Source organism: Streptomyces sp. NEAU-W12 (assembly GCF_026242095.1).
Lineage (GTDB): Bacteria > Actinomycetota > Actinomycetes > Streptomycetales > Streptomycetaceae > Streptomyces.
Genome location: NZ_JAPJDM010000027.1, coordinates 87,648 through 114,579, shown reverse-complemented (window position 1 = coordinate 114,579; position 26,932 = coordinate 87,648). Strand labels below are relative to the sequence as shown.

General features: G+C 73.3%; 22 protein-coding genes and 1 pseudogene. 6 read left to right on the top strand and 17 right to left on the bottom strand.

The window, feature by feature from the left end; genetic code table 11:
- Positions 1-118 precede the first annotated feature (118 nt).
- The 5 genes from pcaB to ORI94_RS28965 all read left to right on the top strand — a co-directional run bounded on the left by pcaB (position 119) and on the right by ORI94_RS28965 (position 7,746).
- A complete protein-coding gene (pcaB, locus tag ORI94_RS28985; RefSeq protein ID WP_266080984.1) occupies positions 119-1,519 on the top strand; it encodes a 3-carboxy-cis,cis-muconate cycloisomerase in 1,401 nt (466 codons plus the stop codon).
- 75 nt (positions 1,520-1,594) lie between these two features.
- Entirely contained in the window at positions 1,595-2,974 is a 1,380-nt protein-coding gene (locus tag ORI94_RS28980) for an MFS transporter (RefSeq protein ID WP_266081159.1), read from the top strand.
- Positions 2,964-5,120: a molybdopterin oxidoreductase family protein gene (locus ORI94_RS28975; protein WP_266081157.1), complete on the top strand. Its 2,157-nt coding sequence runs from the start codon at positions 2,964-2,966 to the stop codon at positions 5,118-5,120. Before ORI94_RS28980 ends, ORI94_RS28975 begins: the two co-directional genes overlap by 11 nt.
- On the top strand, positions 5,117-6,526 hold the full coding sequence (locus ORI94_RS28970) for an FAD-dependent oxidoreductase (RefSeq protein WP_266081155.1): 1,410 nt from the start codon (positions 5,117-5,119) through the stop codon (positions 6,524-6,526). The genes ORI94_RS28975 and ORI94_RS28970 overlap by 4 nt, the downstream gene beginning before the upstream one ends.
- Complete coding sequence (locus ORI94_RS28965) at positions 6,523-7,746, top strand: FAD-dependent oxidoreductase (RefSeq protein WP_266081153.1); 1,224 nt, start codon at positions 6,523-6,525, stop codon at positions 7,744-7,746. Before ORI94_RS28970 ends, ORI94_RS28965 begins: the two co-directional genes overlap by 4 nt.
- A 627-nt stretch (positions 7,747-8,373) precedes the next feature.
- On the opposite strand, the gene ORI94_RS28960 is transcribed toward ORI94_RS28965, so the two are convergent.
- Entirely contained in the window at positions 8,374-9,276 is a 903-nt protein-coding gene (locus ORI94_RS28960; RefSeq protein ID WP_266081151.1) for a serine hydrolase, read from the bottom strand.
- On the bottom strand, positions 9,273-10,178 hold the full coding sequence (locus ORI94_RS28955) for a LysR family transcriptional regulator (RefSeq protein WP_266081149.1): 906 nt from the start codon (positions 10,176-10,178) through the stop codon (positions 9,273-9,275). Before ORI94_RS28955 ends, ORI94_RS28960 begins: the two co-directional genes overlap by 4 nt.
- Positions 10,179-10,318: 140 nt before the next feature.
- Between ORI94_RS28955 and bla the strand changes: the two genes are divergently transcribed.
- Positions 10,319-11,245, top strand: coding sequence for a class A beta-lactamase (gene bla / locus ORI94_RS28950; protein ID WP_266081147.1), 927 nt, complete (start codon positions 10,319-10,321; stop codon positions 11,243-11,245).
- A 520-nt stretch (positions 11,246-11,765) separates the two neighbouring features.
- Here bla and ORI94_RS28945 read toward each other — a convergent pair.
- The 15 genes and pseudogenes from ORI94_RS28945 to ORI94_RS28875 all read right to left on the bottom strand — a co-directional run bounded on the left by ORI94_RS28945 (position 11,766) and on the right by ORI94_RS28875 (position 26,925).
- Positions 11,766-12,350: an NADPH-dependent FMN reductase gene (locus ORI94_RS28945; RefSeq protein WP_266081145.1), complete on the bottom strand. Its 585-nt coding sequence runs from the start codon at positions 12,348-12,350 to the stop codon at positions 11,766-11,768.
- 156 nt (positions 12,351-12,506) lie between these two features.
- Positions 12,507-12,671 carry a hypothetical protein gene (locus ORI94_RS28940; protein ID WP_266081143.1) on the bottom strand — a complete coding sequence of 55 codons (165 nt, stop codon included), beginning with the start codon at positions 12,669-12,671 and terminating at the stop codon, positions 12,507-12,509.
- A 49-nt stretch (positions 12,672-12,720) separates the two neighbouring features.
- Positions 12,721-14,349: a class I adenylate-forming enzyme family protein gene (locus ORI94_RS28935; protein ID WP_266081141.1), complete on the bottom strand. Its 1,629-nt coding sequence runs from the start codon at positions 14,347-14,349 to the stop codon at positions 12,721-12,723.
- Between the two features lie 187 nt (positions 14,350-14,536).
- Complete coding sequence (locus ORI94_RS28930) at positions 14,537-15,184, bottom strand: NAD(P)H-dependent oxidoreductase (RefSeq protein WP_266081139.1); 648 nt, start codon at positions 15,182-15,184, stop codon at positions 14,537-14,539.
- Positions 15,185-15,390: 206 nt separating this feature from the next.
- Positions 15,391-15,774 (bottom strand): YybH family protein, encoded by a 384-nt coding sequence (locus tag ORI94_RS28925; protein ID WP_266081137.1) that lies wholly within the window; start codon positions 15,772-15,774, stop codon positions 15,391-15,393.
- A gap of 16 nt (positions 15,775-15,790) precedes the next feature.
- Entirely contained in the window at positions 15,791-16,405 is a 615-nt protein-coding gene (locus ORI94_RS28920; protein WP_266081135.1) for a flavodoxin family protein, read from the bottom strand.
- A 116-nt stretch (positions 16,406-16,521) separates the two neighbouring features.
- Positions 16,522-17,703 carry an MFS transporter gene (locus tag ORI94_RS28915; protein ID WP_266081133.1) on the bottom strand — a complete coding sequence of 394 codons (1,182 nt, stop codon included), beginning with the start codon at positions 17,701-17,703 and terminating at the stop codon, positions 16,522-16,524.
- Positions 17,704-17,802: 99 nt separating this feature from the next.
- Positions 17,803-18,258: pseudogene (locus tag ORI94_RS28910) on the bottom strand (alpha/beta fold hydrolase); the annotation flags it as partial.
- Positions 18,259-18,598: 340 nt separating this feature from the next.
- Positions 18,599-20,083 carry an MFS transporter gene (locus ORI94_RS28905; RefSeq protein ID WP_266081131.1) on the bottom strand — a complete coding sequence of 495 codons (1,485 nt, stop codon included), beginning with the start codon at positions 20,081-20,083 and terminating at the stop codon, positions 18,599-18,601.
- Positions 20,084-20,187: 104 nt separating this feature from the next.
- Positions 20,188-20,673 (bottom strand): RrF2 family transcriptional regulator, encoded by a 486-nt coding sequence (locus ORI94_RS28900; protein WP_266081129.1) that lies wholly within the window; start codon positions 20,671-20,673, stop codon positions 20,188-20,190.
- A gap of 79 nt (positions 20,674-20,752) precedes the next feature.
- Entirely contained in the window at positions 20,753-22,345 is a 1,593-nt protein-coding gene (locus ORI94_RS28895; protein ID WP_266081127.1) for an FAD-dependent oxidoreductase, read from the bottom strand.
- 5 nt (positions 22,346-22,350) lie between these two features.
- The gene (locus ORI94_RS28890) at positions 22,351-23,154 is read right to left on the bottom strand and encodes an arylamine N-acetyltransferase family protein (protein WP_266081125.1); all 804 of its coding nucleotides are present in this window, start codon (positions 23,152-23,154) and stop codon (positions 22,351-22,353) included.
- A 10-nt stretch (positions 23,155-23,164) separates the two neighbouring features.
- The gene (locus ORI94_RS28885; protein WP_266081123.1) at positions 23,165-24,220 is read right to left on the bottom strand and encodes a 3-oxoacyl-ACP synthase III family protein; all 1,056 of its coding nucleotides are present in this window, start codon (positions 24,218-24,220) and stop codon (positions 23,165-23,167) included.
- A gap of 162 nt (positions 24,221-24,382) precedes the next feature.
- Positions 24,383-26,305: an anthranilate synthase family protein gene (locus tag ORI94_RS28880; protein WP_266081121.1), complete on the bottom strand. Its 1,923-nt coding sequence runs from the start codon at positions 26,303-26,305 to the stop codon at positions 24,383-24,385.
- Complete coding sequence (locus tag ORI94_RS28875) at positions 26,302-26,925, bottom strand: isochorismatase family protein (RefSeq protein ID WP_266081119.1); 624 nt, start codon at positions 26,923-26,925, stop codon at positions 26,302-26,304. The genes ORI94_RS28880 and ORI94_RS28875 overlap by 4 nt, the downstream gene beginning before the upstream one ends.
- Positions 26,926-26,932: the final 7 nt, after the last annotated feature.

Sequence of the window (26,932 nt, the reverse complement as noted above, 5' to 3'; positions counted from 1 at the left end):
TGACGCTCGGCGACTCCGACGCGATCGCCCGCTCGGTGCTGGCCCTGCCGCCGGTGGCCCACGTGCCCGCCGGGGTGCGTCCGGTGGGCGCCGGCAGCGATCTCGTCGGGGTGGTCGTGTGACCCCGGCCTCCGACGGACTCACGGACGCCGGGCTGCTCTCGCCCGTCAGGGCCGGCACCCCCGTCGAGGCGGCCACCGGCGACCGGGCCTGGCTGCAGGCCATGCTGGACGCCGAGGCCGCCCTGGCCCGGGCGCAGGCATCGCTCGGCACCGTGCCGAAGGAGGCCGCCGGGGCCATCACGCGGGCCGCCGACGCCGCCCGGTTCGACCTGCGGGAGCTGGCGCTCGCCGCCCGGGAGACCGCCAACCCGGTGGTCGGCCTGGTGAAGGCGTTCACCGCGGCGGTGGCCGAACAGGACGCCGACGCCGCCGAGTACGTGCACCGGGGCTCCACCAGCCAGGACGTCCTCGACACCGGCACCATGCTGGTCGCCCACCGGGTCCTCGGCATCGTCCGGGCCGACCTCGCGCGCAGCGCGCGGGCCCTGGCGGAGCTCGCCGCCCGGCACCGGGACACGCCGGCGGTCGGCCGCACCCTCGCCCTGCACGCCGTCCCGACGACGTTCGGGCTGAGGGCGGCGGGCTGGCGGCAGCTGGTCCTGGACGCGGAGGCGCGCCTGGCCCGCGTCCACGAGGGCGGGCTGCCCGTCTCGCTCGGCGGGGCGGCCGGCACGCTGGCCGGCTATCTGGAGTACGCGGCCGTCGGTGACGACGGCCGGCCGCCCGAACCGGGCGACTACACCGACCGGCTGGCCGACGCGTACGCGGCCGAGACCGGCCTCGCCCGGCCCGTGCTGCCCTGGCACGCGCTGCGCACCCCCGTCGCCGATCTGGCGTCCGCGCTGGCCTTCACGGCCGGCGCGCTCGGCAAGATCGCCGTCGATGTGCAGTCGCTGGTCCGCACCGAGGTCGGCGAGGTCGCCGAGCCCGGCCCGGACGGCCGCGGCGGCTCCTCCGCCATGCCGCACAAGCGCAACCCGGTGCTCGCCACCCTGCTGCGCAGCGCGGCCCTGCAGGTGCCGGCCCTGGCCGCCGCGCTCACCCAGTGCCTGGTCTCGGAGGACGAACGGTCCGCCGGCGCCTGGCACGCGGAGTGGCAGCTGCTGCGCGAATGCCTGCGGCTGGCCGGCGGCGCGGCCCACACGGCGGTCGAGCTCGCCGAAGGGCTCGAGGTCAGGCCCGAACGGATGCGGGCCAACCTCGCCATGACCGGCAGCCAGATCGTCTCGGAGCGGCTGGCCGCCCGCCTGACCCCGCTGCTGGGCAAGGCCGCGGCCGGACGGCTGACGGCCGAGGCCGCACGGGTGACGGGCAGCACCGGCCGCCCGCTGGCCGACGTGCTCGCCGGTCTGCCGGGCCTGCCGTCCGAGGCCAGGGGCGAACTCGACGAACTGTGCGACCCGGCCGGCTACACCGGCGCCGCCGCGGCCCTGGTGGACCGCGCGCTCAGGCACTGATCCCCATCCCACCCGCCGCCGCGTCCCGGTGTCACCGGGACGCGGCGGCACCACCCGGAGAAAGCCGAGGAGAAGATGGCCAGCGCACGAGCCCCCCGAGGGCGGTGGATGGAGAACTGGGACCCCGAGGACGAGGAGGCGTGGGAGCGGGGCGGCAAGCGCGTCGCCCGGCGCAACCTGGTGCTGTCGGTGCTCGCGGAGCACGTCGGTTTCTCGGTGTGGAGCATGTGGTCGGTCCTGGTGCTGTTCATGTCGCCGAGGATCGGACTGGACTTCGCACCCGACGAGAAGTTCCTGATGGTGGTGGTGCCCACCCTGGTCGGCGCACTGCTGAGGCTGCCCTACAGCAGTGCCGTGACCCGGTTCGGCGGGCGCAACTGGACCCTGTTCTCCTCGCTGGTGCTGCTGGTGCCGACGGCGGCGACGGTGTACTTCGTGCAGCGGCCGGGCACCCCGCTGTGGGTGTTCCTGCTGATCGGCGCGGCGGCCGGGGCGGGCGGCGGCAACTTCGCCTCCTCGATGACCAACATCACCGCCTTCTACCCGCAGCGCAAGCAGGGCTGGGCGCTCGGCCTGAACGCGGGCGGCGGCAACCTGGGCGTCGCCGCGGTGCAGCTGCTCGGCCTGCTGGTGATCTCCGTCGCCGGGGACACCCACCCGGCGTACGTGGCCGCGTTCTACCTGCCGCTGATCGCGCTGACCGCGGTGCTGGCCGCGCTGCGCATGGACAACGTGGCCGTGGTGCGCGCCGAGCCGGGCGCACAGCGCGAGGCCGCGGCGAACGCCCACACCTGGTGGATCTCGCTGCTGTACATCGGCACGTTCGGCTCCTTCATCGGCTTCGGGTTCGCCTTCGGGCTGGTGCTGCAGAGCGAGTTCGGGTCCACGCCGCTCCAGGCCGCCTCGTTCACCTTCCTCGGGCCGCTGCTCGGCTCGGTGGCCCGCCCCCTCGGCGGCCGGATCGCCGACCGGTGCGGCGGGGCACGCGTGACGATGTGGGCGTTCGCCGGGATGGCGGCCGGCACCGGCGTCCTGCTGTGGGCCGGCGAGAACGGTTCGTTCCCGCTGTTCGTGGCCGGGTTCACCTGGCTGTTCGTCGTCAGCGGCGTCGGCAACGGCTCGACGTACAAGATGATCCCGGCGGTCTTCGCCCGGCAGGCGGAGGTCGCCATCACCTCCGGTCACGACGCGACGGCGGCCTTCGCGGCCTCCCGCCGCCTGTCCGGGGCCGTCATCGGCATCGCCGGTGCGGCGGGCGCGCTCGGCGGGGTCGCCATCAACCTCGCCTTCCGCTCGGCGTACGGCGACACGGGCAGCGGTGCGCCCGCGTTCTGCGCCTTCCTCGCCTTCTACGGGCTGTGCGCCGTGGTGCTGCGGGCCGTGTACCTGCGCGGCGAACGCCCGAGCGACCCCCTGCCCGCCGCGGAGCAGAGCCGGACCTCCCATGTCCGGTGAGGGGAGGGACGTCCGGAAGAGGGGCGTCAGGGAACGGGAGAGCACCACCCACTGCCCGTACTGCGCGCTGCAGTGCTCCACCGTGCTGTCGGGCGAGCGGGGCGGCGTGGCGGTGCGGCCCTCGGCCGACTTCCCGGTCAACCGGGGCGGGCTGTGCCAGAAGGGGTGGACGGCGCCCTCCGTGCTCGCCACCCCCGACCGGCTGCTCACCCCCCTGGTGCGCGGGGCCGGCGGCGAGCTCGCGCCGGCCGGGTGGGACGAGGCGCTCGACCTGGTGGCCGGGCGGCTGCGGGAGATCCGCGCACGGCACGGCGCCGACGCGGTCGCGGTGTTCGGCGGCGGCGGGCTGACCAACGAGAAGGCGTACACGCTCGGCAAGTTCGCCCGCGTCGCCCTGGGCACCAGCCAGATCGACTACAACGGCCGGTTCTGCATGTCGTCGGCGGCCGCGGCGACCACGGCGGCCTTCGGGCTCGACCGCGGGCTGCCGTTCCCGGTCACCGACCTGCGCGAGGCCGACGTGATCCTGCTGGCCGGGGCCAACCCGGCGGAGACGATGCCGCCGCTCGTGCGCCACCTGGAGGGTGCGGACCTCGTCGTCGTCGACCCGCGCCGCACCCGCACCGCCGAACGGGCCGCGCTGCACCTGCAGCCCGCCCCCGGCACCGACCTCGCCCTGGCCCTCGGCCTGCTGCACCTGGCGGTCACCGAGGGGCTGGTCGACAAGGAGTACGTGGACACGCGCACCACCGGTTTCGACGCCGCCTGGGAGTACTGCGCCGCCTGGTGGCCGGAGCGCGTGGAGGAGGTCACCGGCGTACCGGCGGACGACCTGCGCGCGGCGGTGCGGATGCTCGGCGGCGCCCGCCGGGCCTACGTGCTGACGGGCCGGGGCGCCGAACAGCACAGCAAGGGCTCCGACACGGTCGCCGCGTTCGTCAACCTGGCCCTCGCCCTCGGACTGCCCGGCCGGGCCGGCAGCGGCTTCGGCACCCTGACCGGTCAGGGCAACGGGCAGGGCGGCCGCGAGATGGGCCAGAAGGCGGACCAGCTGCCCGGCTACCGCTCGCTCACCGACCCCGCCGACCGCGCGCACGTGGCCGCCGTGTGGGGTGTGGACGCGCGGACGCTGCCCGGTCCGGGCCGCAGCGCGTACGAGTTGCTGGACGCCCTCGGCACAGCCGGGGGGCCGCGGGCGCTGATGGTGTTCGGGGCGAACCCGGTCGTCTCGGCGCCCCGGGCCGCGCATGTCACCGAGCGGCTGGAAGCCCTCGACCTGCTGGTGGTGGCCGACTTCGTGCCCTCCGAGACGGCCGCGCTCGCCGACGTGGTCCTGCCCGTGGCGCAGTGGGCCGAGGAGGAGGGCACACTGACCAGCCTGGAGGGCAGGGTGCTGCGCCGCCGCGCCCATCTGACCCCGCCGCCGGGCGTGCGCACCGACCTGGAGGTGCTGCACGCGCTCGCCGTCCGGCTCGGCCAGGGCGCCGGCCGCTTCCCCGTCCGGCCCCGGGAGGTCTTCGACGAGCTGCGCCGGGCCTCGGCCGGCGGCCGCGCGGACTACTCGGGCATCAGCTACGCGCGTCTGGACGCGGGCGAGGCCCTGTACTGGCCCTGCCCGGCCGCCGCCGCCGCCGACGACGCCGGCGACGGCGACGGCGACGGCGACGGCGCCGGCCATCCGGGAACGCCGCGGCTGTTCCTGGACCGGTTCGCGCACCCGGACGGGCGCGCCCGGTTCACGCCGGTGGACCACCGGCCGTCCGCCCGGGAGCCGGACACGACGTTCCCGCTGTACGGGACGACCGGCCGGGTGCTGGCCCAGTACCAGTCGGGCGCGCAGACCCGCCGGGTGCCCGAGCTGGTCGCGGCCGCGCCGGAGGCGGTCGTCGAGATGCACCCGGACACCGCCCGCCGCTTCGGCCTGGCCGACGGGCAGACGGCCGAGGTCGGCTCGGTGCACGGCTCCACCCGGGCGCGCGTGCGGCTGACCCGCGCGGTGCGCCCCGACACCGTGTTCGTGCCGTTCCACTTCCCGGGCGCCGGCCGCGCCAACCTGTTCACCGGCGACGCGCTCGACCCGCGCAGCCGCATGCCCGAGTTCAAGGTGAGCGCGGTGCGCGTCACCCCGGCGGGTGAGCGGCCGTGACCGGCGTCGTCATCGTGGGCGGCGGCCCGGCCGCGCACCGGCTGGCCGCCCGGCTGACACAGTACGGACACCCGCGTGAGGTGACCGTGGTCGGCGCCGAGCCCCGGCCCGCCTACCACCGGACCCTGCTCGGCTCGGTCCTGGACGGCACACTCGACGCGGGCCGGCTGGCGCTGCCCGCGCTGCCCGCCGCCGTACGGCAGCTGACCGGCGTGCGGGTCACCGCCGTCGACCGGGCCCGCCGCACGGTGCGCACGGACGACGGCCGCGAACTGCCCTACGACGTCCTGGTGCTGGCCACCGGGGCCCGGCCGAAGGTGCCGCCGGTGCCGGGTCTGGAGACCGGACCCGGCCGGCTCGCCGAAGGGGTGCGCGCGGTGCGCACCGCGGCCGACTGCCGACCGCTGTCCGAGGGGCCCGCCGTGGTCCTCGGCGGCGGGATCCGCGGTGTCGAGACGGCCTGGGCGCTCAGCAGGGCCGGGCAGGAGGTGGCGCTCGTCCATCCCGCCGAACGGCTGATGGAGCGTCACTTGGACGCGGCGGGCGCCGCGGTGCCGGCCGAGTGGCTCGCCGGCCGGGGCGTCACGCTGCACCTGGGCCGCAGGGCCGCCGAGTACACACCGGGCAAGGTGGTCCTCGACGACGGCCAGGTGCTGGCCGCGGGCACCGTGCTGCTGTGCACGGGCACCGTGGCGGAGACCGCGCTGGCCCGCGCGAGCGGCCTCGAGGTGCGCGCGGGAGTGGTCGTCGACACCCTGCTGCGCACCGGCGACCCGCACATCCACGCGATCGGCGACTGCGCCGAGCACGCGGGTGCGGTCGGCACGACGGTGCTCCAGGCGTGGGAGCAGGCGGAGGCGCTCGCCCTGACCCTCACCGGGCGGGAGCGGCCGTACGTGCCCGGCCGGCGCGTGCTGCGGCCGCGCACCCCGGGCAGGGACATGGTCGTCCTCCCGCCGGCCGGCCCCGCCCGGCCGGACGACACCGACGGGACGGTCTCCCTGCTGGACCGGGCCGGAGGCCGCCACGCACGCCTCGCGCTGCGCGGCGGACGCGTCCACGAAGGGACCGTCATCGGCTCCCCGTCCGCCGTCGCCGCCGTGAGCCGGCTGTACCTGCGCGACGAGCCGGTCCCCGCCGACCTGCTCGCGCTGCTGACCGGCGCCGACGGCGAGTACGCGGGCGACGGGACGCTGCCGGACGAGGCCGTGGTGTGCCACTGCAACAACGTCACCGGGAAGGCCCTGAAGGACGCCTGGCACCGCGGCGCGCACGACGAGGCGGCGCTGGCCCGGGAGACCCGGGCGACGACGGGGTGCGGCGGCTGCACCACGGCCGTGCGGCGGCTGTGCACCACCCTCGCCGGCGACGGCGACGACACCCCCGCGGAAGGAGCGATGCCGTGACGACGCGCACCCTGGTCGTGGCCGGCCACGGCATGGTGGGCCACCGGCTGGTCGAGGAGATGCTCACGCACGACCGGGAGGGCCGGTGGCGCGTCGTCGTGCTCGGCGAGGAGCCGCGCGCCGCCTACGACCGCGTGGCCCTGTCCTCCCTGCTCGACGGCGCCACGCCCCACGACCTCGCCCTCGCCGGGCCCGGCGTCCTCGACGACGGCCGCCTGCGGCTGCGCCCGGGCACGACGGTGACCGGCGCCGACCGCCGGGCCAGGTCGGTGACCTGCGACGACGGCACCGAGATCGGCTATGACGCGCTGGTGCTGGCCACCGGCTCGCGGCCGTTCGTGCCGCCCGTGCCCGGACATGATCTGCCGGGATGCTTCGTGTACCGGACGGTGGAGGACGTCGCGGCGATCCGCGCGGCCGCCGTACCGGGCCGGGAGGCGGTGGTGGTCGGGGGCGGGCTGCTCGGCCTGGAGGCCGCGAACGGGCTCAGGCTGCTGGGCATGCGCCCCCATGTGGTGGAGAGGGCACCGTGGCTGATGGCCCAGCAGATCGACGAGGGCGGCGGCCGGGTGCTGGCCGGGGCGGTCGAACGGCTCGGGGTGGGCGTGCACTGCTCCAGCGCGCTGCACGCGGTCGGCGCGGGCGCGGGCGGACGGACAGACCGGGTGGAACTGGCCGACGGCACGGTGCTGGACGCCGCGCTCGTCGTCTTCGCCGCCGGGGTGCGGCCGCGCGACGAACTCGCCGCCCCGCTGGGCCTCGAGCGCGGCGAACGCGGCGGCTTCCTGGTGGACGAGTGGTGCCGGACCGCGGACGAGCACATCTGGGCGATCGGTGAGTGCGCGGCCGTGGAAGGCCGCTGCCACGGGCTGGTGGCACCCGGTTTCCGGATGGCCGAGACCGTGGCCCGGCAGCTGACCGGCGGGCCGCCCGAGGCGTTCGCCGGGGCGGACGCCTCCGCCAAGCTCAAGCTCCTCGGCGTCGAGGTGGCCGGCTTCGGCGACGCGCACGCGCGCTCACCGGGGGCGATCGCGTACGTACGGGAGGACCGGCGGGCCGGCACCTACGCCAAGGTGGTCCTGGCCGCGGACGGCCGCACGGTGCTCGGCGGCGTCCTGGCCGGCGACACCCGCGCCTACCCGGTGCTGCGCGGCCTGACCGGCCGCGAACTGACCGCGTCCCCGGACGAGCTGCTGACCGGGGCGACGGGAGGAACCTGAGCACACCCGGGTCCGGTAGGGACCGGGAGTGGGTCAGGTGGCGTCGGGGCGGCGCCACTGCCGGCTGGTTCGTGAGGATCATCGGGTCGTTTGGGTCCACCGCGTCGGGCCCGGCGAGGAAGACGTATCCGAGCGGCCCGGTCCACGAGCATCGCGACCGACTGCTCATCCGGCACCGGCCCGTTGACCGGCTCCTCCAGCGTCCCGGTACCGACAACGGTCCCGCTCGTCGCCACCCCGGCCGGCCCGGACCGCGGTCGGCCGGGGGCGGCACCCGCAACGCCTTCTTGAGCAGGGGCACCATGGTGAAGCGGCGGGTGTGGCAGGCGGAGGTGACCGCGCCGCCGCGCGAGCGGCAGGGTGAGCCGGGCTGCGCGTCACACTTCGGACAGGCGTGCCGTCCGATGTCGCCGGCGTCCGACCGGTCGGTCGGGGAAGGGGGCTGAGGGGCCGTCATGGGCCCGGATTTCCGCACCGTGCACGTCTCGGAAGGGGGTCTGCCCCGTCCTTGCGCGAGAGCGGGTTCCGCGAACGAGTCCGGGACCGGCGGGGGTCCGGCGGCCCGCTGCCGATCGTGCTCGCGCAAAGGAGCGTGCGGGGGAGTCGGCTCCGAGGTGGTGCTCGGGTTCAGAGTTGACGGAGGTGGTCGTGCAGTCTGCGGGCGGCCCGTGCCATGAGAATGTCGGCGCCCGGCTGGGTGCCGGCCGGAACAAGCGATTCCGTGAGCACGGCGATGGCGAAGGCGTGTCCGTCGGAGTGCTCGACGACTCCCACCTCATGGCGGAGGTTGAGGAGGGTGCCGGTCTTGGAGGACCAGCCGCTGGCGTCTGAGCTGAAGTCCGGAGCAAGCCTGTGGCGGAGCAGGTTGTGGGCCATGAGGTCCCGCACCCGTGCAGCGGCCTCGGGATGGATTGCCGATGGCGTCCACAGCGCTTGGAGCAGGGCGGTCCAGGCGCGTGCGCTGCCGGTGTTGGCGCGGGTGGTGTCGAGCTGGTGCACCTGGTGGCCGCGGCCGCTGGTGCCCGCTTCGATGGCGAGGGTGTGGGCAAGGTGCGCCTGGTCGGGAGTGAAGCGTTCCACCGGGGTCCGGGTGAGTTCGCGCATGCCGTGCCGGACGGTGATGCCGTCCAGGCCCAGTTCATGCAGGATCTGGCCCACCTGGGCAGGTGGGGTGAGGTCGAAGAGTGCGTCGGCGGCGGTCCCGTCGCTCACGCTGGTGCTGAGGTAGAGCAGGTCGTCGATGGCGATCCGGGCAGGGTGGCGGAACCGGGTCAGACCGGTGGGGCCCGGCGTGGTGACGCGTCCGGGCTGGACGTCGATCGCCGTTGCTCCGTCGAGCTCTCCGCGTCGAATGCGCTCCGCCGTTGCCAGGGCGAGCGGAATCTTGACCAAGGAGGCGGAGGGCAGCTGGGCGTCGGGCTCGATGCCCAGTTCGGCTCCGCTGCAGAGGTCGCGGACCAGCAGGCAGCCGCGCAGGCCGCCTTCGAGGAGCTGTTGGCGGATGTCGTGCAGCAGCGCTTCGGTACTCATACTGGCGCCACCGCGTGGGGGGTGGTGGTCCGGGTGGCCGGGCCGAGGCAGCGGCTGATCGCGCTGCCCAGGCGTTCTCGGACATGGTGCGAATTGACGTCCCCGGCGGCTGCGAGGCTGTATCCACGGCTGAGTGCGATCTCACCGATGGGCCTCCAGTCGAGGCCGAGCTCGTCGGCCTGCGCGGCGGAGCACAGCAGCAGATCGGACGTGCGGAGCACTTCGGCCACGGCATTGGTCAGGTCGGCGGCGATGGCGAGCTGCACCGGCCGGAGCCCCAGTGCGTCGCGCAGCCGGGTGAGCGGATCGCGGATGTGCGGCACGTCGTCCTCGGGCTGGACCCACACCTTGCGGACCGGATCCGGGCAGGCCCGCCCGGCCCGGAGGGTCGCCAGATAGACGCGCCCGGCCCCGGCTGCCGCTGTGCCCGCGAGGCCGAGAGGAACGGACCACGTGGCTTCGTCCGCGGGCACCGTGACCAGGGCCGCGCGTACCTGCTGCGAGCGAAGAAGCTCCATGCGCTGCTCCGGCGTACCGGTATGGAGATCAAGGGTCACCGCCTGGTCCTGAGCGTCGGCGATCAGGCGGGCGAGAGAGCCTGTGGAGCAGTTGCCCGGGACGGCGAGCCGCCATGGCCTGCGCTTGGCTGTCTCCGCCTCGTGCAGCAGTGCGTCGGCTGCCTGCACGAGCCGCCTCGCCGCCGGGAGCATGTCCCGGCCGAAGGAGCTGAGGGTGGCCCGGCGCGATGTCCGCTCGAACAGGCGCTCGCCGAAGAGCTCCTCCAGGGCGGCGATGCGCCGGCTCGCCACGGGCTGTGACATGCGTGCCGCGGCCGCTCCTGTGGTGAAGCTGCCACGCTCCATCACGCTGACGAACGCCCGACATGCTCCCACCAGGTCCATACCGATCACTCTATGCGGAAACAGCATGGGACCGGCTGGATGCGTATTGGACCGTATGGAACGCGGAGGAAGAACATGAGCCGGTACCCGAGCGGTGTCTCTTCTCGGCACCCTTTGACGGCCCATCCGGAGGTCTGACCATGCAGTCCGCTCGTGCCCGGCGTGCCCTTCTCGGAGGGCTTGCCGTACTCGTCGCCCTTCCGCTTGCCGCATGCGGCAATGACAGCACCCGGGCGTCACCAGTCCCGGCTGCCGCCACAACGCAGGCGGATCCCGCCGCGAAGCAGGCCGTCGGCGATTTCAAGGAGCTGGAGCGCAAGTACGATGCGCGGCTCGGGGTCCATGCGGTCGACACGGGCGATGGGCGGGAGGTGGCCTTCAACGCCGATGAGCGGTTCTCTTACGCCTCCACCTTCAAGGCGTTCGCCGCCGCTGCCGTCCTGCGCAAGTACTCGATGAGCGGCATGGACAAGGTGATCGAGTACTCCCGGAGCGATCTGATCGATCACTCTCCGGTCACCGAGAAGCATGTCGATACCGGAATGACCCTGCGTGATCTGTGTGACGCAGCCGTCCGCCACAGCGACAACACCGCAGCCAACCTCCTGTTCGACGCACTGGGCGGGCCGCAGGGCCTGGCCGCCGCTCTCGTGGAGACAGGTGACACCACTACCGAGGTGGAACGCCGCGAGCCGGAACTGAACCAGTGGTCTCCCGGTGCCACACAGGACACCACCACGCCCCGCGCGTGGGCGGCAGACCTTCGGGCGTTCGTTCTCGGGGACGCCCTGGGCAAGGACGAACGCGAACAGCTCACGCAGTGGCTGCGGACCAACACCACCGGAGACGAACTGATCAGGGCCGGAGTGCCCAAGGGATGGGAGGTCGGGGACAAGACCGGCGGAGGCGGTGTCTACGCTGTCCGAAACGACATCGCCGTCGTGTGGCCCCCCGACGCCGCACCCATCGTCATGGCGATCATGTCCAACCGAGGCGCCGAAGACGCCGACTACGACAACAAGCTGATCGCCGAAGCGGCATCCGTGGTCACCCGGACGCTGTCGTAGCAGAACCACTGCACAGCACGCGGACAGTACACGGCGAACCCCCAACGACTCCGGCGTTCTCGCCCGACGCCAGGGGTACGCGTCTTCAGGTGCTGCGCGGAGGGTCGGTCGTGGACCGGCCGCGACCGCCGGCGGGCTGCCGGCCGGGGCGGCGGGAGGTTCCCCGGCCCCCCGGCCTCCGGTGGGAGGGGGACGGGCGGGGGCCCGGCACGAACCGCCCCGTCGTGCCGGGCCCCGCTGCTTTGGTGGGCCGGCGCCCGCACCCTCGTTCGGTGCGCCGGCCCACACGGCCCGGACCCTGCCGAGCCGGACATGGAGGAAACCGGTGTGCCTCGGCGGGGTCTTCCTCGCGGGTCCGCGTCGGGGGTGGTCGCGGGCCCGCGGTCCTGGGTGGTGGTGCGGTGGCGCCCCGCCGGCGCCGGGTGGGCGCGGCGCGGGGTCGGCCGGTGCAGGTCGTGGCCCGGCCGCCGCCCGGGGGTGGTGGGCGCGGCCGGTGGGGTGCGGGGTTGTCCCGCGCAGGTCAGTTGTCGTACGGGCGGCGGGCCTTGGCCTCCTTGGTGGCCAGCGCCCACCAGCTCAGCTTGTCCCAGAGGACCTTGGCGGCCGCCTCCGCGTCCGCGGGGTCGGTCAGGTTGCCCTCGGCGTCGAACTGCGCCCAGGGGCCGTGGAAGCTGATGGCGTCGCGGACCGGGACGGCGTGCAGCTCGTTGAAGATGTGCCGCAGCTGCTGGACGGCGCGCAGACCGCCGGCGAGGCCGCCGTAGCCGACGAAGCCGACGGGCTTGGCGTGCCACTCGTACTGGGTCCAGTCCGCGGCGGCCTTCAGCGCGGCCGGGAAGCTGTGGTTGTACTCCGGCGTCACCACGACGAAGCCGTCCGCCGCGGACAGCCGGGCGGAGAACGCCGCGAGCAGTTCGGCGACCTCGGGCGACGGCTCGTCGGTCAGGGCGGTGGGCAGCGGGAAGTCCGCCAGGTCGACCAGGTCGACCTCGATGTCGTCGCGTCCGTCGGCGGTGCCGACGAACCAGTTCGCGATCGTGGGCCCGAATCGGCCCTTGCGCACACTCGACAGGATCACGGCCACGCGGATGCGGTCACTCGACATGTCAGCCCTTTCACGGCGGTTCGTTCCTCCACCCACAGAAGAACAAACCTGCATGCCGGTTTACAAGTCCCATCGAATAATTCGATGGGACACGCCACTGCCGGGCCCGCCGTGCAAGGGGCGGACCCGGCAGCCGAACGGCCGTCGGAGGGCCGGTCAGTCGACGCTCTGCAGGATGTGCGGTTCGGCGAGGTCCTCCTCGTAGCCGGCCAGGCGGATCGGAGCGGACCGCGCCCAGACCTCCAGGAACCCGGGGTCCGGGGGCAGCGGGCCCCGCCCTCTGCGCTGTGCCGACTGCTCGGGGGTCTGATGAGCTGCCACCCGTTCTCTCCCTTCTCCCTGTCCCGGTCGGTCCGTCCGCCGAAGCCGTTCAGCGTGCGGCGGCCCCGGCCCGTACCGGGGGCGTGCTCCGCGGCTCGTCGGCCGTCTCCCCGGAGGTGGGGGTCTCGGCCAGCTGCCGGGCCAGCTCGAGCCGCCGGATCTTCGCGGTGGCCGTACGCGGCAGGTCGGACAGCCGGCGCTGGACGGGCGTGCCCAGAGCGGGCTCGCCGGCGACGGCGGCCTTCCAGCGCTCCGGGTCGAGCGGCTTGTCGCCGCGCGTGCACACCACCGGTACGGGCCGCTTGTCCGGGCCGGGCACGATGACCAGCTCGGTCAGCTCGTCCAGCTTGTGCAGCACCGCGTCCTCGATCTCCAGGGTGGAGTCGATGCCCGGGATGACGTCGACCTCCCGGTCCAGCAGGTGCAGACAGCCCCACTTGGTGCGGTAACCGACGTCCCCGCCCCGCCACCACTCGCCGATGACCTGCTTGTCGAAGCGCTCCTGCTCGCCGTAGTACGTCAGCGCGCGGCCGGCCGTGGCGACGTCGATGTAGCCGGGGTTCTCCTTCGACGGCTTGGCGCCGCCCCGGGACACCAGCCGGTACTTGGTCATGCCGGGCGTGGAGTAGCCCTGGCAGCGGCCGTCGGCCTTCAGGGCGTTGCGGCGCCGGTAGGTGCGGCCGGCCAGCGGACCGCACTCGCTCTGCCCGTACACCTGGAGGAACACCGGGCTGCGGCGGTCCGTGGCGTGCAGGAACTTGTGCATCGTGCTCGGGTGGATCGCGTCGAAGGTGCTGTTGAAGTACTTGACGTTGGAGATCGGCCGGCGCGGGTCCTCGAGCATCTCCTCCCACTCCAGGAAGGAGTTGGGGTGGGTCTCCAGGACGCCCGGGCGGTGGCGGACCAGCATGTCGGCGACGTGCGCCGGGCTGCCGTCGTTCATGAAGACCATCGGCATGCCCCGCATCTGGAGCACGGCCAGGCCCAGGTACATCCGCGAGTGCACGTACGACACGTGCATGGCGACGGTCTCCCGCTTGCGGATGAACGAGACGACCTTGTCCTGCCAGTTGCCGCGGGCGCCCAGCGAACGGGGCGAGTGCACCACCAGCTTGGGGACGCCGGTCGTCCCGGAGGTGTGCGTCATCAGGGCCGGCTGGTCGGGGTCGAGCAGCACCGGCCTGCGCTCCGGGGCGCCTTCCAGGTCCGCGAGCGGGACGGCGTCCGGGTGGGGGCCCGTCGCGCTGAGGACCCGCTCGGTCAGCTCGCGCAGTGGCAGGCCGGCCAGCGAACCGGTCAGCTTCGCCTCGTCGGTGAGCAGGGTGGGCCGCTCGAGCCGCTCCAGCAGCTTGCCGATCGTCTCCCCGTCCAGGTGCGGGGAGAGCATCACCGGCACCGCGCCGATCCGGGCCACAGCGCAGGCCAGCACCGTGATGTCGAAACTCGACGTCTTGTACACGGCCACGTGCTCGCTGGGGCGCACGCCCGCTGCCCACAGCCGGTTGGCGGTGTCGGCGACGAGGCCGGCGAACTCCCGGACGGTCAGCTTGCCGCCCACCTCCGGGAAGGCATCCATGCCGTGGTCGAGCGTGATCGGGGTGTCGCCGTACTTCTGGGCGGCTCGTTCGGAGACGACCCCGAGATAGAGGAACTTCTTGCTTTTCGGCACCTTGAACATCAGGACTCTTCCTCCGAGAACCGACACACGGAAATGGGAACTCCCCCGAAAAACCTCTCACGGGAATGCGCCGCCGGAAAGGAAAGGGCGGTCAATGCGTCATATCGCGGGCAAAGGAAAGGGCCGGGCCGCGCGAAACGCGCGGTCCGGCCTCTCGTGTGCGGCACACGAAATCGGAGAAAGGACGTCAGTCCTTCTTCAGTCCCTGCTTGAGCGCTTCGGCCACCCGCATCGTGCGCACGGTCTGGTAGCCGACGGCGGCGAGGTTGTCGTCCGTGACGTTCTGCGCGAGGTGGCCCGGGATGGCCTGCAGGCCCGAGGTGGCGCTGACCCCGTAGGGGTTGCCGTTGCTCGGCGCGAGCAGGATGTCATCGGTGACGCCGGGCGGCACGATGACGGCCCCCCAGTGGTAGAAGACGTTGCTCAGGGACAGGAGCGTGGACTCCTGCCCGCCGTGCGGGGTCCCCGTCGAGGTGAACGCGGACATCGCCTTGTTCATCAGGCCGCGCCGCGCGTGCAGCTCGAAGGTCTGGTCGATGAAGTGCTTGAGCGGGCCGGCCAGCAGGCCGTAGCGGCCCGGCGTGCCCCAGACGACGGCGTCGGCCCAGTCCAGGTCGTCGACGGCGGCCACCGGGATGTCGCCGGCGGCGGCCGCGTGCTCGTTGTTCGCCCGGGTCCATTCCGCGTAGTTGGGCGCGAGCGGCTCGTCGGTGATTTCGGCGACCCGGCGCAGCCGTACCTCGGCCCCTGCCTTCTCCGCCGCCTCGGCGGCGGCGACAGCCAGCTTGTGGATGTTTCCGGTGGCCGAATAGTAGACGATGGCGACATTGGTCATGGACGTACTGCTCCCTCATTGGGTCGAGTGCTCGCGCCGTTTCCGGCTGCGGTTCGCGCTCCATGGTGTCGCGGGCACGCCAGGCCGGCCACCGAAATTCACTAGTCCGTCAGGTTCCCCTTCTTCCCGGCCGGTCGACCGGTTTCCCGGAAGCGGACGTCCGGCCGCGGACCGCCGGCCGGCGGCGGGTCCGGCGGGTGGGCAGGTCACTCCCCGCCCACCTCCACGCCCGGCGGATTGTCGATGATGTAGCGCCAGAGGCCGTCGGGACCGCGCCGGGCCACGTCGGTGGCGGTGCCCTCGATGTGGACCTTCTCCCCGTCGGGCTTGGTGCCGTCGATGACGAAGTCGCCGATCAGCAGGGCCGTGTCGCCGTAGACGTACGTGTGCCTGACGCTGATCTCGATCGGGACACCCAGGGCGAGGAAGCTGCTGGTCGCCTGGCGGCGGCCGTCGCCGGTCACCACCACGCCCGGCCGCAGCACCCGCACCGCCTCCGGTTCGAAGAGCCGGTCGATGGCGCCGAGGTCCTTGGCGTTGAATGCCTCGACGAAGACCGAGGGCAGCCGTGCCGGGTCGTTCACAGCCATGACGTCTCCCCTCGGATCAGGCGGCGGCCGGAGCGGCGGCCGCCGCCTTCAGCGCGGCGGCGACGTGGATGGTGCGGCGGGTCTGGTAGGCGATGGCACCGACGTTCTCGTCGTGGATGAAGCCGGGGCGGTTGCCGGCCACCGTGCTCGCGCCGTACGGGTTGCCGTTGTTCTTCTCGTACAGCACCGGGTCGGCGGAGCCGGTGGCGACGATGACCGAACCCCAGTGGCAGATCGCGTTGTGCAGCGCGAGGATCGTCGTCACCTGGCCGCCGTGCTCGGCGGAACCGGAGGCGAAGGCGGAGACGGCCTTGTCGAGCAGCCTGCCCTGGATCGACAGCGGCGAGGACGTGTTGATGAACTGCATCAGCTGCGGGGCGGCCAGCCCGAAGTGGACGGGGGAGCCGAGCAGGACGGCGTCGGCCCACTCCAGGTCGTCCAGGGTCGCCTCGGGTATGTCCGCCACGCTGTCGGCGTGCTCCTGGGAGCCGGGCCGTCCCGTGGCGGCGAGCTCGGGCACCCGGCGCAGCCGCACCTCGGCGCCCTCCGCGGCGGCGGCGTCCGCGGCCGCCCGGGCGAGCCGGTGGGTGGAACCGGTGGACGAGTAGTAGATGACGGCGACGTTGGTCATGGTCGGGCGCTCCCTGGGCGTACGGGGTCGTGAGTACGTGGGCGGTGCGGTGTACGGCGCTGACCACATCGTTCTGCGCCGGGTGAGGGTGCGGCAACGAAGCGGTCGCGAGTGCGTCAGGTCGTACGCCTGCCGCGCAGGACGCCGCAGGCGGCGACCGCCAGGGCGAGCGTGAGGAACAGCGCCAACGAGGCGAACCGGTCGAAGAAAGCGGCGAGTTGGGCGCCCGCCCCGGCTCCCACGTTGAGCGTGAAGCCGTACAGGGCGATCGCCGTGGTCTGGGCCGTCGCCCCGGCCCGGGCGCCGACCGACTCGATGAGCGCGGGGCCGAGCGTGGAGAAGCCCGCCATGAACGCGAACAGCGCGGCCCCGAGCACGACGGCGTCACTGCCGCCGAGCACGGCGGTCAGCATCGCGGCGACGGTCACCAGGAGCGCTCCGGCCGCCCGGCGGGGGGCGGGGAAGCGGGCCAGGAAGGGGGCGGCCAGGACAGCGCCCAGCAGCGCCGGCAGGGCGCTGGCGCGCAGCGCGAGCAGCGGCGCGCCGCCGTCCGCCACGGCGTCGGGCCCGTACAGCTGGACCCCGGTGTAGACGGCGGTGAGGCTGCCCGCGCCGACCAGGATGACCAGGTACAGCGGGACCATCCGGGATCCCAGCGCGGCCTTCAGGCCCGAGAGGCCGCCCCCGCTCTGCCGCTCCTCGGGCAGCAGGACCCGCCAGGAGACGACGGCCCCCGCCAGCAGCAGCGGCACGGTGCCCCAGAACGTCCACACCCAGCCGAACCACGCCGCCACGAGCTGCGCCTCGACCTGGCCGATCACGACCGTGGCCCCCATGCAGGCCGAGACCACGGTCAGCGCCAGCGAGACACGGTGCGGAGCGACGCGGGCGTGGATGTAGGCGTACGCCATGGGGATGAACGAACCCGCGAACAGGCCCTGCAGGGCGCGCAGGACGACCCCGTCGGTCAGGGAGGCCGCCAGGGGCAGCAGGGCGGTGACGACGGCCATGGCGAGGACGCTGGCCACCATCACGGTGCGCCGCCCCCAGCGGGTGGACAGCGGCCCGCTGAGGAGCGAGCCCACCGCGTGGGCGAAGGCGAACGCGGTGGTCGAGGCCGCCGCCGCCCCGGTCGACACGCCCCAGGCGCCGGCGAGTTCCGGCATGAGCGGGATGGTGACGTACATCTGCCCGACCACGAGCACACCCATGACGGACACGGTGGCGACGGTCGCGACGAGCGGCGCGGTCCCCGGTGTCACCGAGGGCGGCGCCTCGGCGACCGATGTTTTCGACATACATCTACCTTCGGAGGACCCTCCGGCCCCGGCAACCGGTCACCTGGTTATACGTCAAGTCCTGCTTCGGGAGGCCGGAAGGGGAACGGGCCGCCCGGTTCAGCTCTGGAGGGTGGCGAGCCAGTCGGTCAGCAGGCGGTTGACCTCGTCGGGGCGCTCCTGCTGGATCCAGTGGCCGCAGCCGTCCAGGAGGTGGGAGGCCGACAGGCCGGGGAGGGTGGTGGGGCAGGCGTCGACGGCGTCGGACATCCAGGTGGTGGAGGCGTCCGGGGCGCCGATGAACAGGGACGGCTGCTCGATCGGGGCTCCGCGGTGCGGAGCGAGGTCTTCCCGGTCCCGGCCCATGGTGCGGTAGCGGTTGAGTGCGCCGGTCAGGCCGGTGCGCTCGAACTTTCCGGCGCAGACGTCGAGGTCGTCCTCGCTCAGCCAGGCCGGGAGGACCCCCGTGGGGAAGCGGTCGCGCAGCCGGCCGCCGCCGCGGGCGACGAAGTGCGGGTCGGGCTCGCCCCCGGCCGGCACGGTGTCGGCGGACAGCGCCGCGGACGCGGTCCAGCCGTGTGTCCGCAAGGCCCCTGGTCCCGGTCTCGGCCAGCGTCATCGACTCCGGGCCGGACAGCCGTGACGGGCTGTCCGGCCCAGCCGTTCGACAAGCTGCCCCTCACGGCCGGACCCTGGCCTCCGGCGCGGCCGCGGCACCGTCCTGACACCTCGTCGACGTGACCGCTCCTTCGGGACCGGGTCACGTCGACGGCGGCGGGTCCCGTTCCGGGGAGCTGCTCGGAACGGGACCCGGCGCCCGGGAGGGCGGACATGCCGAACCCCCGCACCCGCGGGGGAACGATTGGTACGGAGGTCCGGCGGCCGGCGTGCCCGGGCGGGCGCGCCGGAGCGCGGGTCAGACCCGGGCGGTCTGCGGCTCCTCGGAGGCGGTGACCGCGGCCCCTCCTCCCTGGGAGACGGTGCGCTTCTTCGGCTTGTCCAGGCCGAGGGCGATCAGCGCGGTCAGCGCGATGCCGGCCGCGGCGATGAACACCGCGGTGCGCAGACCGTCGGTGGTGGCGGAGCGCAGCGCCTCGCCGGTGAGGCCCTCGAGGCCGGAGTTGGCGACGGCGACCAGGACGGCGAGACCGACCGCACCACCGATCTGCTGCGTGGTGGAGGCCCAGCCGGAGGCGATGCCCTGCTCCATCGGGTCGATGCCGACCGTGGCGGCACCGAACATCAGCGTGTAGCCGGCGCCCTGGCCGAGGCCCATGACGATCATGCCGGGGATCAGCGCCATGTAGGAGCTGTCGGTGGCCAGGGTCAGGCCCAGGATCGCGGTGCCGACGAGGCCCACCAGCAGACTGGCGATCATGATGGCGCGCAGGCCGTACTTGGTGGCCAGGCGGCCGGCGGTCTGGGCGCCGATGGCGATGGCGACCATCGGGACCAGGAACGCCAGGCCCGTCTCCAGCGCGCTGTAGCCGTGCACGCCCTGGAAGTAGACGGTCAGGAAGTAGAGCAGGGTGCCGAAGGTCGCCATGTAGAAGAAGGTGATCCCGGCGCCGGTGCTCAGGTTGCGGTTGCGGAACAGGCGCAGCGGCATCAGCGGGTCGCTGCTGCGCTTCTCGATGACGACGAAGGCCGCCAGCAGGGCCACGCCGAGGACGAGCGCGCCGACGATCAGACCCGAGCCCCAGCCCGACTCCGGGCCCTGGACCAGGGCGAAGACGACGGAGGTGGTACCGACGGTGGAGGTCAGCGCACCGGCCAGGTCGAAGGAGCGGCGGCTGCCGCCCGTGGCGTCGGGGGCGATCAGCGGAAGGGCGACCAGGATCGCGAGGACGGCCAGCGGGACGTTGACGAAGAAGACGGACTCCCAGCCGAACGCCTCGGTGAGGACCCCGCCGAGGAGGGAGCCGAGGATCATTCCGGAACCACCGGCGGTGCCCCAGACGGCGAAGGCGCGGTTGCGCTCCTTGCCCTCGGCGAACTTGGTGGAGACCAGGGTCAGCGTGGCCGGGAAGAGGAATGCGCCGCCGATGCCCTGCACCGCGCGGGCCGCGACCAGCACCCAGGGGTCGGTGGCCAGACCGCCGAGCAGCGAGGACACCCCGTACAGGGACAGGCCGAGGATGAAGATGCGGCGCGGCCCCCACAGGTCGCAGGCCCGGCCGCCGAGCAGCAGGAACCCGCCGAACGCGACGGCGTAGGCGCTGATCACCCACTGGAGGGTCTGCGCGGAGAACCCGAGCCCTTCACCGATCTCGGGGAGTGCGACGTAGACGATGTTGTAGTCGATGGAGATGATCAGCTGGGCGAACGCCAGCAGCGCCAGGAGGAGTCCGAGGCGCCGGCGAGGTGCCTCGGTCGCGGCGCCTGTGGCCGAAGACGGCATGACTGTGCCTTTCACTACGGGGTCAGGAAAACGACAGGCGCACGGGGCGCCATCGCCGGGGACGGCCCCGACGCGTACAGGGAGAGTGCGTTCTTGGTGCCTGCTCAGGTCCGGTCGAACCAGCGGCGTACGTGGTCCGGTGCCGCGGGGTTGGCCCGCCGGACCAGGTCCGCCAGATCGGCGATCGTCTGACTCGCCAGCCTGTGCCGCCAGGCCAGTTCTGCGTGGGAGAAGGCCTGGGCCACGGTGCAGGGGGTGCGGCGTCCGGCCGGGCCGGCGATGCCGCCGGCCGGACCCTGGTGGCGGATGCCCGTGCACAGGAAGGCCTGTGCCGAACCGTCTATGGCCACCGCCACGTCCATCAGGGTGATCCTCCCCGGTTCGCGTCCGAGACGGAATCCGCCGCGAGGGCCGGAGCGGGACGAGACGACACCCGCTCGTCCCAGCGCGTTCAACTGCTTGTTCAGATAGGCCGCGGGCAGGTCGTGGAACTCGGCCAGCCTCGCGGCCGGCACCGCCCTGTCAGGGGAGACCCAGGACAGGTTGATGCAGCAGTGCACCGCCCATTCCACGCCCTCTCGCAGCTTCATGTCCTGGACATTACGCATCGGCGATGTCCGCCAGAAGGGCCCGCCTCTTTTAATGTCAGGTTCCTCGGGCGGGCCCTTTCTAGCTGGTCAGCGCCTGTTTCAGCTCGGCTTCCAGGCGGCCGAGATCGGCCTGGTGGCCGTGGGCGGCGATGTGCCCGTCCGGCCGCACCAGCCAGTAGCCGGCGCCGCGGCAGCCGGTGGCGAAGGCGCTCTCGCGGCGCCGCAGCACCACGGTGCGCACCGCCTCGCCGTGGCGGGCCACGACGTGCCCGGCCTCCGTGAGCCAGGCCTTCGAGGGCGGCGCGAGCACCAGGGTCCAGGCGTGCGGGTCGACGTCGGGCCCGCTGATGCCGTACGCGAGGGCGTGCCGCCGCGGAAAGACGGCGCCGTCCTTCAAACCGCCCGGGACACGGCCCCGCACCCGGCAGCCGGCCGCTCCCGAGGGCAGCTGGGTGTCGCGCACCGGCGGGTAGGCCAGGCGCCGCCCGGCCATCACCGGGGTGTAGAACCGCGAGACGGCGCCGGTGCGGTCGAGCAGTTTGAAGACGGCGTCCCGGGCGAGGACCTTGGCCCGGCTGTTCGCCACCCAGGCACGGGTCTGCAGGTCGGTGTCGCGCACGATCTGGCGGGTGGCCTCCGAGCGCTCGGTGCCGTAGCCGGCGAGCAGCGACGCCGGTGACTCGCCGCGGATGACGGCGGCCAGTTTCCAGCCCAGGTTCTGGGCGTCCTGCAGGCCGTTGTTCATGCCCTGGCCGCCGGCCGGGCTGTGCACGTGCGCGGCGTCCCCGGCGAGGAAGACGCGCCCGACGCTGAAGTCGGAGGCGTGGCGGGCGTGCACGCGGAAGACCGCCTGCCACACGGCTTCGGTCAGCCGCACCCCGCGCGGTCCGCGCTCGTCGAGGAGCCCCTGCATCATCTCCAGGGAGACCTCGTGGCGGCCCTGCGGCATGACGGACAGGAAGCGGTAGACGCCGCCGGGCATCGGCACGACGACCAGGGCACCGCTGGGTGCCTGGTAGAACAGGCACTCGTCCGGCGGGAGTTCACCCTCGATCCGCGCGTCCACGAGCGCGAAGGCCATCTCGTAGGTGCTGCCCTGGAAGCCGATGCCGAGCTGGCCGCGCACCGCGCTGCCGGCGCCGTCGGCGCCGACCACGAAGGGCGCCCGGATGCGGTCGAGGCTCCCGTCGGGCAGCTCCACGACGGCGGTGACGCCGTCGCTCGCGCCGATGTCGCCGGAGAAGTCCACGCCCTCCAGGGCCAGCAGCCGCACCCCGCGCTCCACCTTGCCGCCGAGCCCGGCCAGACGCTCGGCCAGCAGACGCTCGGTCACGTGCTGCGGCAGCACCCGGCAGGCGGTGTCCTCGGTCAGCGCGAAGGAGGCGAGCGGCTTGCGTTCGGAGAAGTAGCTGAGCCGGTTGACCAGGCCGGACTCGCGCATGATGCCGTCGGCGAGCCCCGCGTCCTCGAGGATGTCGAGGGCTCGGGGCCACACGGACAGTGCCTTGGGCGTGGTCGACGGCTGCCCGGCGCGGTCGATGACCCGCACCCGTATGCCGCGGCGCATCAGTTCCACGGCGGTCAGCAGTCCGGTGGGCCCGGCGCCGACGACCAGTACGTCCAGGTCGGACGTGCCGGTGGCCGGCTCGGTGGTGTGGGCGTTCTCTGCCATCGCGCTCAATCCGTCCGCACGCCGGCGGTGACGCCCCCGGCGGGCTCGTCGGGCAGCCGGTCCAGGCTGATGCCGAAGAACTTCTTGTACGCCTCCAGGGCCTCCGCCTCGCTGTCGAGGGTGAACTTGGTGCGCTCCTCGCCGGCGACGGTGCTGACCTGCTTGTTGCCCTTGACGGTGACCAGGCCGTCGGGGGTGCGCATGGAGCAGAACAGGCCCTGCAGGAACGACGAGTCGGGCGAGGTGCGGTACCACCACAGCGCGGGCGCGAAGTCGTCGATCGTCACCGGCCGGTCGGCGACCCGGTACAGGGGCTTGCCGCCGAGGTGCACGTCTATGACGCCGTCGCTCACGTCGTGCAGCTGGTAGTCGCCGTGCGGGTCGTGCTGGACCTCGCGCGAGGCCAGGTTCAGCGGAGCGCGGCTGTTGCGGCCGAAACCGACGTCGACCAGCCAGTCCTCGCCGTCGGCCTTGACGCGCAGCGCCAGGTGGCCGAGGAAGGGACCGAGGACCCCGCCCGGCCGGTGCACCCAGCCCGGCAGGATGTCGACCTCGTAGCCGAGCGAGGTCAGCAGGAAGGACAGGGCGGGGTTCACCTCGAAGCAGCCGCCGCCGCGGTGGTCGCGGACGATCTTCTGCAGGACGCGTTCGTCCATGAAGACCTCCTCGCCGAGGTGGTAGCCGAGGTTCTCGAAGGGGACCGTCAGAAGGTGGCGTTCCATCAGGTGGCGGAGCCCTTCGAGGTCCGCGCGCTCGGGCCGCGTCGCGCCGATCCGGCGCAGGTAGTCGTCCATGATGCCGTCCAACATCACTGTCTCCTTAGACGTGCGTGGTGCCGAGTGAGGGGTGGTTGTGCTGCCAGCGCAGCAGCGACAGGCCCATCGCCATGCCGCCGCCGAAGGCGGCCAGCAGGACGAGGTCCCCGTCGTCGAGCTGTCCCGAGCGGGCCGCCAGGTCGAGGGTGACGGGGACCGAGGCGGCTCCGGTGTTGCCGAAGTCCTCGTAGCTGAAGCGGGTGTGACCGGCCGTGATGCCGACCGTGGCCGAGAGGTCCTCGAGCATCCGCCCGTTGGCCTGGTGCGGCACGAAGTGGTCGACGGTGCGGGCGGTGAAACCCGCTTCCTCGACGAAGGCGGTGATGGCCGGGGCGACCGTGGCGTTCACGAAGTCGCGCACTCCCCGCCCGTTCATGGTGAAGTAGTGCAGGCCCTCGGCGAGGGTCTCCGCGCTCGCCGGCAGGCGGCTGCCCCCGGCCGGCACCTCGATCAGGTCGCGGTCGGCGCCGAATCCGGCCAGCCGTCCGGCCAGCAGGCCGCGCCCGGGCCGGGCCGGGCCGAGCACCACCGCTCCGGCGCCGTCGCCGAAGAGGATGGCGGTGCGCCGGTCGGCGTGGTCGAGGATGCGGGAGTACACGTCCGCGCCGATGACCAGCGCGTACGGCGAGTCGGAGCCCGCGAGGACGTGCTGGGCGGCGTTCAGTGCGAACACGAAGCCGCTGCAGACGGCGTTGACGTCGAACGCGGCGGTGCCGTGGCCCGCGCCGAGGCCGTCGGCGACCACGCTGGCGGTCGGCGGCTGCGGCTGGTCGGGGGTGGAGGTCGCGACCACGATCAGCGAGAGGTCGGCGGCGGCGACGCCGGCGGCCTCCATCGCGGCCCGTCCCGCGGCGATCGCCAGGTCCGAGGTGGCCTCGTCCGGTTTGGCCCGGCGTCTGTTGCGTATCCCGGTCTTGAGCCGGATCCATTCGTCGGTGACGCCGGCGGCGGCTGCCACCTCGTCGTTGCCGACGACGTGCGAGGGCAGACAGGATCCCGTTCCCAGGATCGCGATGCCTGCACTCGTCCGGCCGGACCGGGCCATGCCCGTGGTGATCATGTGTGACCCTTCCATGAGAGTTCGGGCCTTCCCGCGCAGGCCGATGCTCCCGAGCCCGCTCGGCCCCCGGCAAAGGCCGGATGCCGAACCCGTCAGGTCCCGGGGGAGTACGTCAGATGGCGGCCGGCCCGGCCGGAGAGGGCCGGGCCGACCGCCGGGGTGTCAGGGGGCGGGGGCCAGCGGGACGGCGCCCAGCAGGGAGCGCACCAGGTCGCCGGTGAGGGCGACCCCGTTCTGGGTGAGCACGGACTCGGGGTGGAACTGCATCGACGCGCAGTGGGCGCCGCGCAGCGCGTGGACCTCCCCGCTGTCGGGGTCGCGGGCGATCTCGAGGACGCCGGCCGCCTCCGTCTCGATCTTGTCCTCGGCGCTCACGGCGGTGAACGCGTTGTAGAAACCGACGCGTTCGCGCCGCCCGAACAGGTCGATGTCCCGCTGGACGCCCTGGTTGGGCACGGCCCGGCGCACCAGGTCCAGGCCGAGACGCCGGCTGAGCACCTGGTGGCTGAGGCAGATGGCCAGGAACGGCCGGCCCTCCTCGATCAGCCTCGCGATCGTGCCGTCCAGATGGGCGATCTTGGGATGGGCCAGGTCGCGCGGGTCGCCGGGGCCGGGGCCCATCACCACCAGGTCGTAACCCTCGACGCGGTAGGGCTCGTCGAAGCGCCTGACCGTCACCTCCAGTCCCAGTGAGCGCAGCTGGTGCCCGATCATCGAGGTGAAGGTGTCCTCGGCGTCCACCACCAGGACCCTGCGGCCCGGCGGCAGGGCCGCAGGCCCGGCCGGCTGCGCCCCGTCCGCGAGCCAGAACCCGGCGATGGTCGCGTTGCGGGCCTCCAGGGCCCGGCACACCTCGGGGTGGGCCGCGAACCGGGCCGTGCCCGCCCCCTCCAGGGCGGCGAGCAGCCCGGCGGCCTTGGCGTGGGTCTCGGCCACCTCGGACAGCGGGTCGGAGTGGCGCACCAGAGTCGCCCCGACGCCGATGCGCACCGTGCCCCGCGCGTCGATGTCGGCGGTGCGGATGCAGATCGCGGAGTCCAGGGCCGGGCCGCCGGCGGCGTCACGGCCCATCAGGGCGAGGACGCCGCTGTAGTAGCCGCGGCCCTCCTGCTCGTAGCGGCCGATGACCCGGCAGGCGCTCTCCAGCGGGGAGCCGGTGACCGTCGGCGCGAACAGGGTCTCGCGCAGCACCTCGCGGGGGTCGCCGGCGGTCTCGCCCTCGATGAAGTACTCGGTGTGCGCGAGCCGGGCCATCTCCTTGAGGAAGGGTCCCGTGACCCGGCCGCCCCCGGGGCAGATCCGGGCCATCATCTTCAGTTCCTCGTCGACGACCATGTACAGCTCGTCGGCCTCCTTGCGGTCGGCGAGGAAGTCCATCACCTCCGGGAGGGTGGGGCCGGCGGCCGGGTAGCGGTAGGTGCCGGAGATCGGGTTCATCACCGCGGTGCCCTCGTGCACGCTGATGTGCCGCTCGGGCGTGGCGCCGACCAGGGTGCGTTCGCCGGTGTGCACGACGAACGTCCAGTACGCGCCCTTCTCGTGCTCCAGGAGCCGTCGGAAGAAGGTCAGGGCGCTGTGCGGGGTGTAGTCGGAGATGTCGACGGTGAAGGTGCGCTTGATGACGAAGTTCGCGCCCTCACCGGTGCCGATCTCGTCGGTGATGATCCGCCGGACGGTCTCGGCGTAGGCGTCGTCGTCGACGTCGAAGCGGGCTCCGGCGGTGCGGAGGGAGTCGTCGGGCAGCCGTTGCAGTACGGCGGCCAGCGGCGCGGTCTCCTGCCGGGTGACGCTCAGCGCCACCAGCGGGGTGCCGTCGTCGTGGCCGGTGAAACCCCGCTCGGCGATCTGCCGGTAGGGGACGAGGGCGAGCACCTCGTGCCGGGGGGCGCCGGTGGCCCCGGACGGCTCGGGCAGCGGGATGCCGGCCAGGGTGCCGGGGTGCGAGACCTCGCCGGCGAGGATGTCGAGCACCCCCGGGCCGGTGGCCTCGGGGCGGTGCAGCAGGGCGAACGGCGGCGGCGTGGGGCCGAGGATCTCGTCGAGCAGACCGCCCTCGTACGGGCGGCCCGCGCGGGTACCGGTCATGCCAGGACCTCCTTGGCGGTGGTGACGACCGCGCAGCGCGCGGCCGCGTACTCGACGGCCATGCGGTGACGGCTCTCGTCGAAGTCGGCGACGGCGTCGGCGACCAGGAACGTCTCGATGTCGTGGCTGAATGCCTCCACTGCGGTGATCAGCACACCGACGTGGGCGTAGACCCCGCAGACGATGAGCTGGTCGCGCTGGTGGAAACGCATCCGGGTGAGCAGGTCGGTGTGGTGGAAGGCGCTGTAGCGCCACTTGGTGACCAGCCAGTCCCCCTCCCGGGGGGCCAGGGCGTCGACCACGGCGCGGTCCGCGGGCGCCGGACGCATGCCCGGCCCCCAGAAGTCCTTGAGCAGGCCCCGCTGGTGGGTGGTCATGCCGCCGGGCTGGGCGGTGTAGGCGACGGGAACGCCGAGGTCGGCGCAGCGCTCGCGCAGGTGGGCCGCGTTGCGCACGAGCTGGCCGCGCAGCGGCTCGGGGAACGGCTGGAGGAAGTAGCGCTGCATGTCGTGGACGAGCAGCACCGCCCGGGCGGGATCGGGGATCCACGGAGCGGTGTTCGCCGGCAGCTCGGACGAGGTGGGCAGGGGGTAGGACTCGATGGGCGGAAGGCCGGTCATGAGGGGA

What these genes read in the sequence shown, in the direction of transcription:
- ORI94_RS28980 (WP_266081159.1), top strand. Translation starts at nt 1,595, where the DNA reads ATGGCCAGCGCACGAGCCCCCCGAGGGCGGTGGATGGAGAACTGGGAC.
- ORI94_RS28975 (WP_266081157.1), top strand. Translation starts at nt 2,964, where the DNA reads ATGTCCGGTGAGGGGAGGGACGTCCGGAAGAGGGGCGTCAGGGAACGG.
- ORI94_RS28960 (WP_266081151.1), bottom strand. Translation starts at nt 9,276, where the DNA reads ATGAGTACCGAAGCGCTGCTGCACGACATCCGCCAACAGCTCCTCGAA.
- ORI94_RS28955 (WP_266081149.1), bottom strand. Translation starts at nt 10,178, where the DNA reads ATGGACCTGGTGGGAGCATGTCGGGCGTTCGTCAGCGTGATGGAGCGT.
- bla (WP_266081147.1), top strand. Translation starts at nt 10,319, where the DNA reads ATGCAGTCCGCTCGTGCCCGGCGTGCCCTTCTCGGAGGGCTTGCCGTA.
- ORI94_RS28945 (WP_266081145.1), bottom strand. Translation starts at nt 12,350, where the DNA reads ATGTCGAGTGACCGCATCCGCGTGGCCGTGATCCTGTCGAGTGTGCGC.
- ORI94_RS28935 (WP_266081141.1), bottom strand. Translation starts at nt 14,349, where the DNA reads ATGTTCAAGGTGCCGAAAAGCAAGAAGTTCCTCTATCTCGGGGTCGTC.
- ORI94_RS28930 (WP_266081139.1), bottom strand. Translation starts at nt 15,184, where the DNA reads ATGACCAATGTCGCCATCGTCTACTATTCGGCCACCGGAAACATCCAC.
- ORI94_RS28925 (WP_266081137.1), bottom strand. Translation starts at nt 15,774, where the DNA reads ATGGCTGTGAACGACCCGGCACGGCTGCCCTCGGTCTTCGTCGAGGCA.
- ORI94_RS28920 (WP_266081135.1), bottom strand. Translation starts at nt 16,405, where the DNA reads ATGACCAACGTCGCCGTCATCTACTACTCGTCCACCGGTTCCACCCAC.
- ORI94_RS28915 (WP_266081133.1), bottom strand. Translation starts at nt 17,703, where the DNA reads ATGTCGAAAACATCGGTCGCCGAGGCGCCGCCCTCGGTGACACCGGGG.
- ORI94_RS28905 (WP_266081131.1), bottom strand. Translation starts at nt 20,083, where the DNA reads ATGCCGTCTTCGGCCACAGGCGCCGCGACCGAGGCACCTCGCCGGCGC.
- ORI94_RS28900 (WP_266081129.1), bottom strand. Translation starts at nt 20,673, where the DNA reads ATGAAGCTGCGAGAGGGCGTGGAATGGGCGGTGCACTGCTGCATCAAC.
- ORI94_RS28895 (WP_266081127.1), bottom strand. Translation starts at nt 22,345, where the DNA reads ATGGCAGAGAACGCCCACACCACCGAGCCGGCCACCGGCACGTCCGAC.
- ORI94_RS28890 (WP_266081125.1), bottom strand. Translation starts at nt 23,154, where the DNA reads ATGTTGGACGGCATCATGGACGACTACCTGCGCCGGATCGGCGCGACG.
- ORI94_RS28885 (WP_266081123.1), bottom strand. Translation starts at nt 24,220, where the DNA reads ATGATCACCACGGGCATGGCCCGGTCCGGCCGGACGAGTGCAGGCATC.
- ORI94_RS28880 (WP_266081121.1), bottom strand. Translation starts at nt 26,305, where the DNA reads ATGACCGGTACCCGCGCGGGCCGCCCGTACGAGGGCGGTCTGCTCGAC.
- ORI94_RS28875 (WP_266081119.1), bottom strand. Translation starts at nt 26,925, where the DNA reads ATGACCGGCCTTCCGCCCATCGAGTCCTACCCCCTGCCCACCTCGTCC.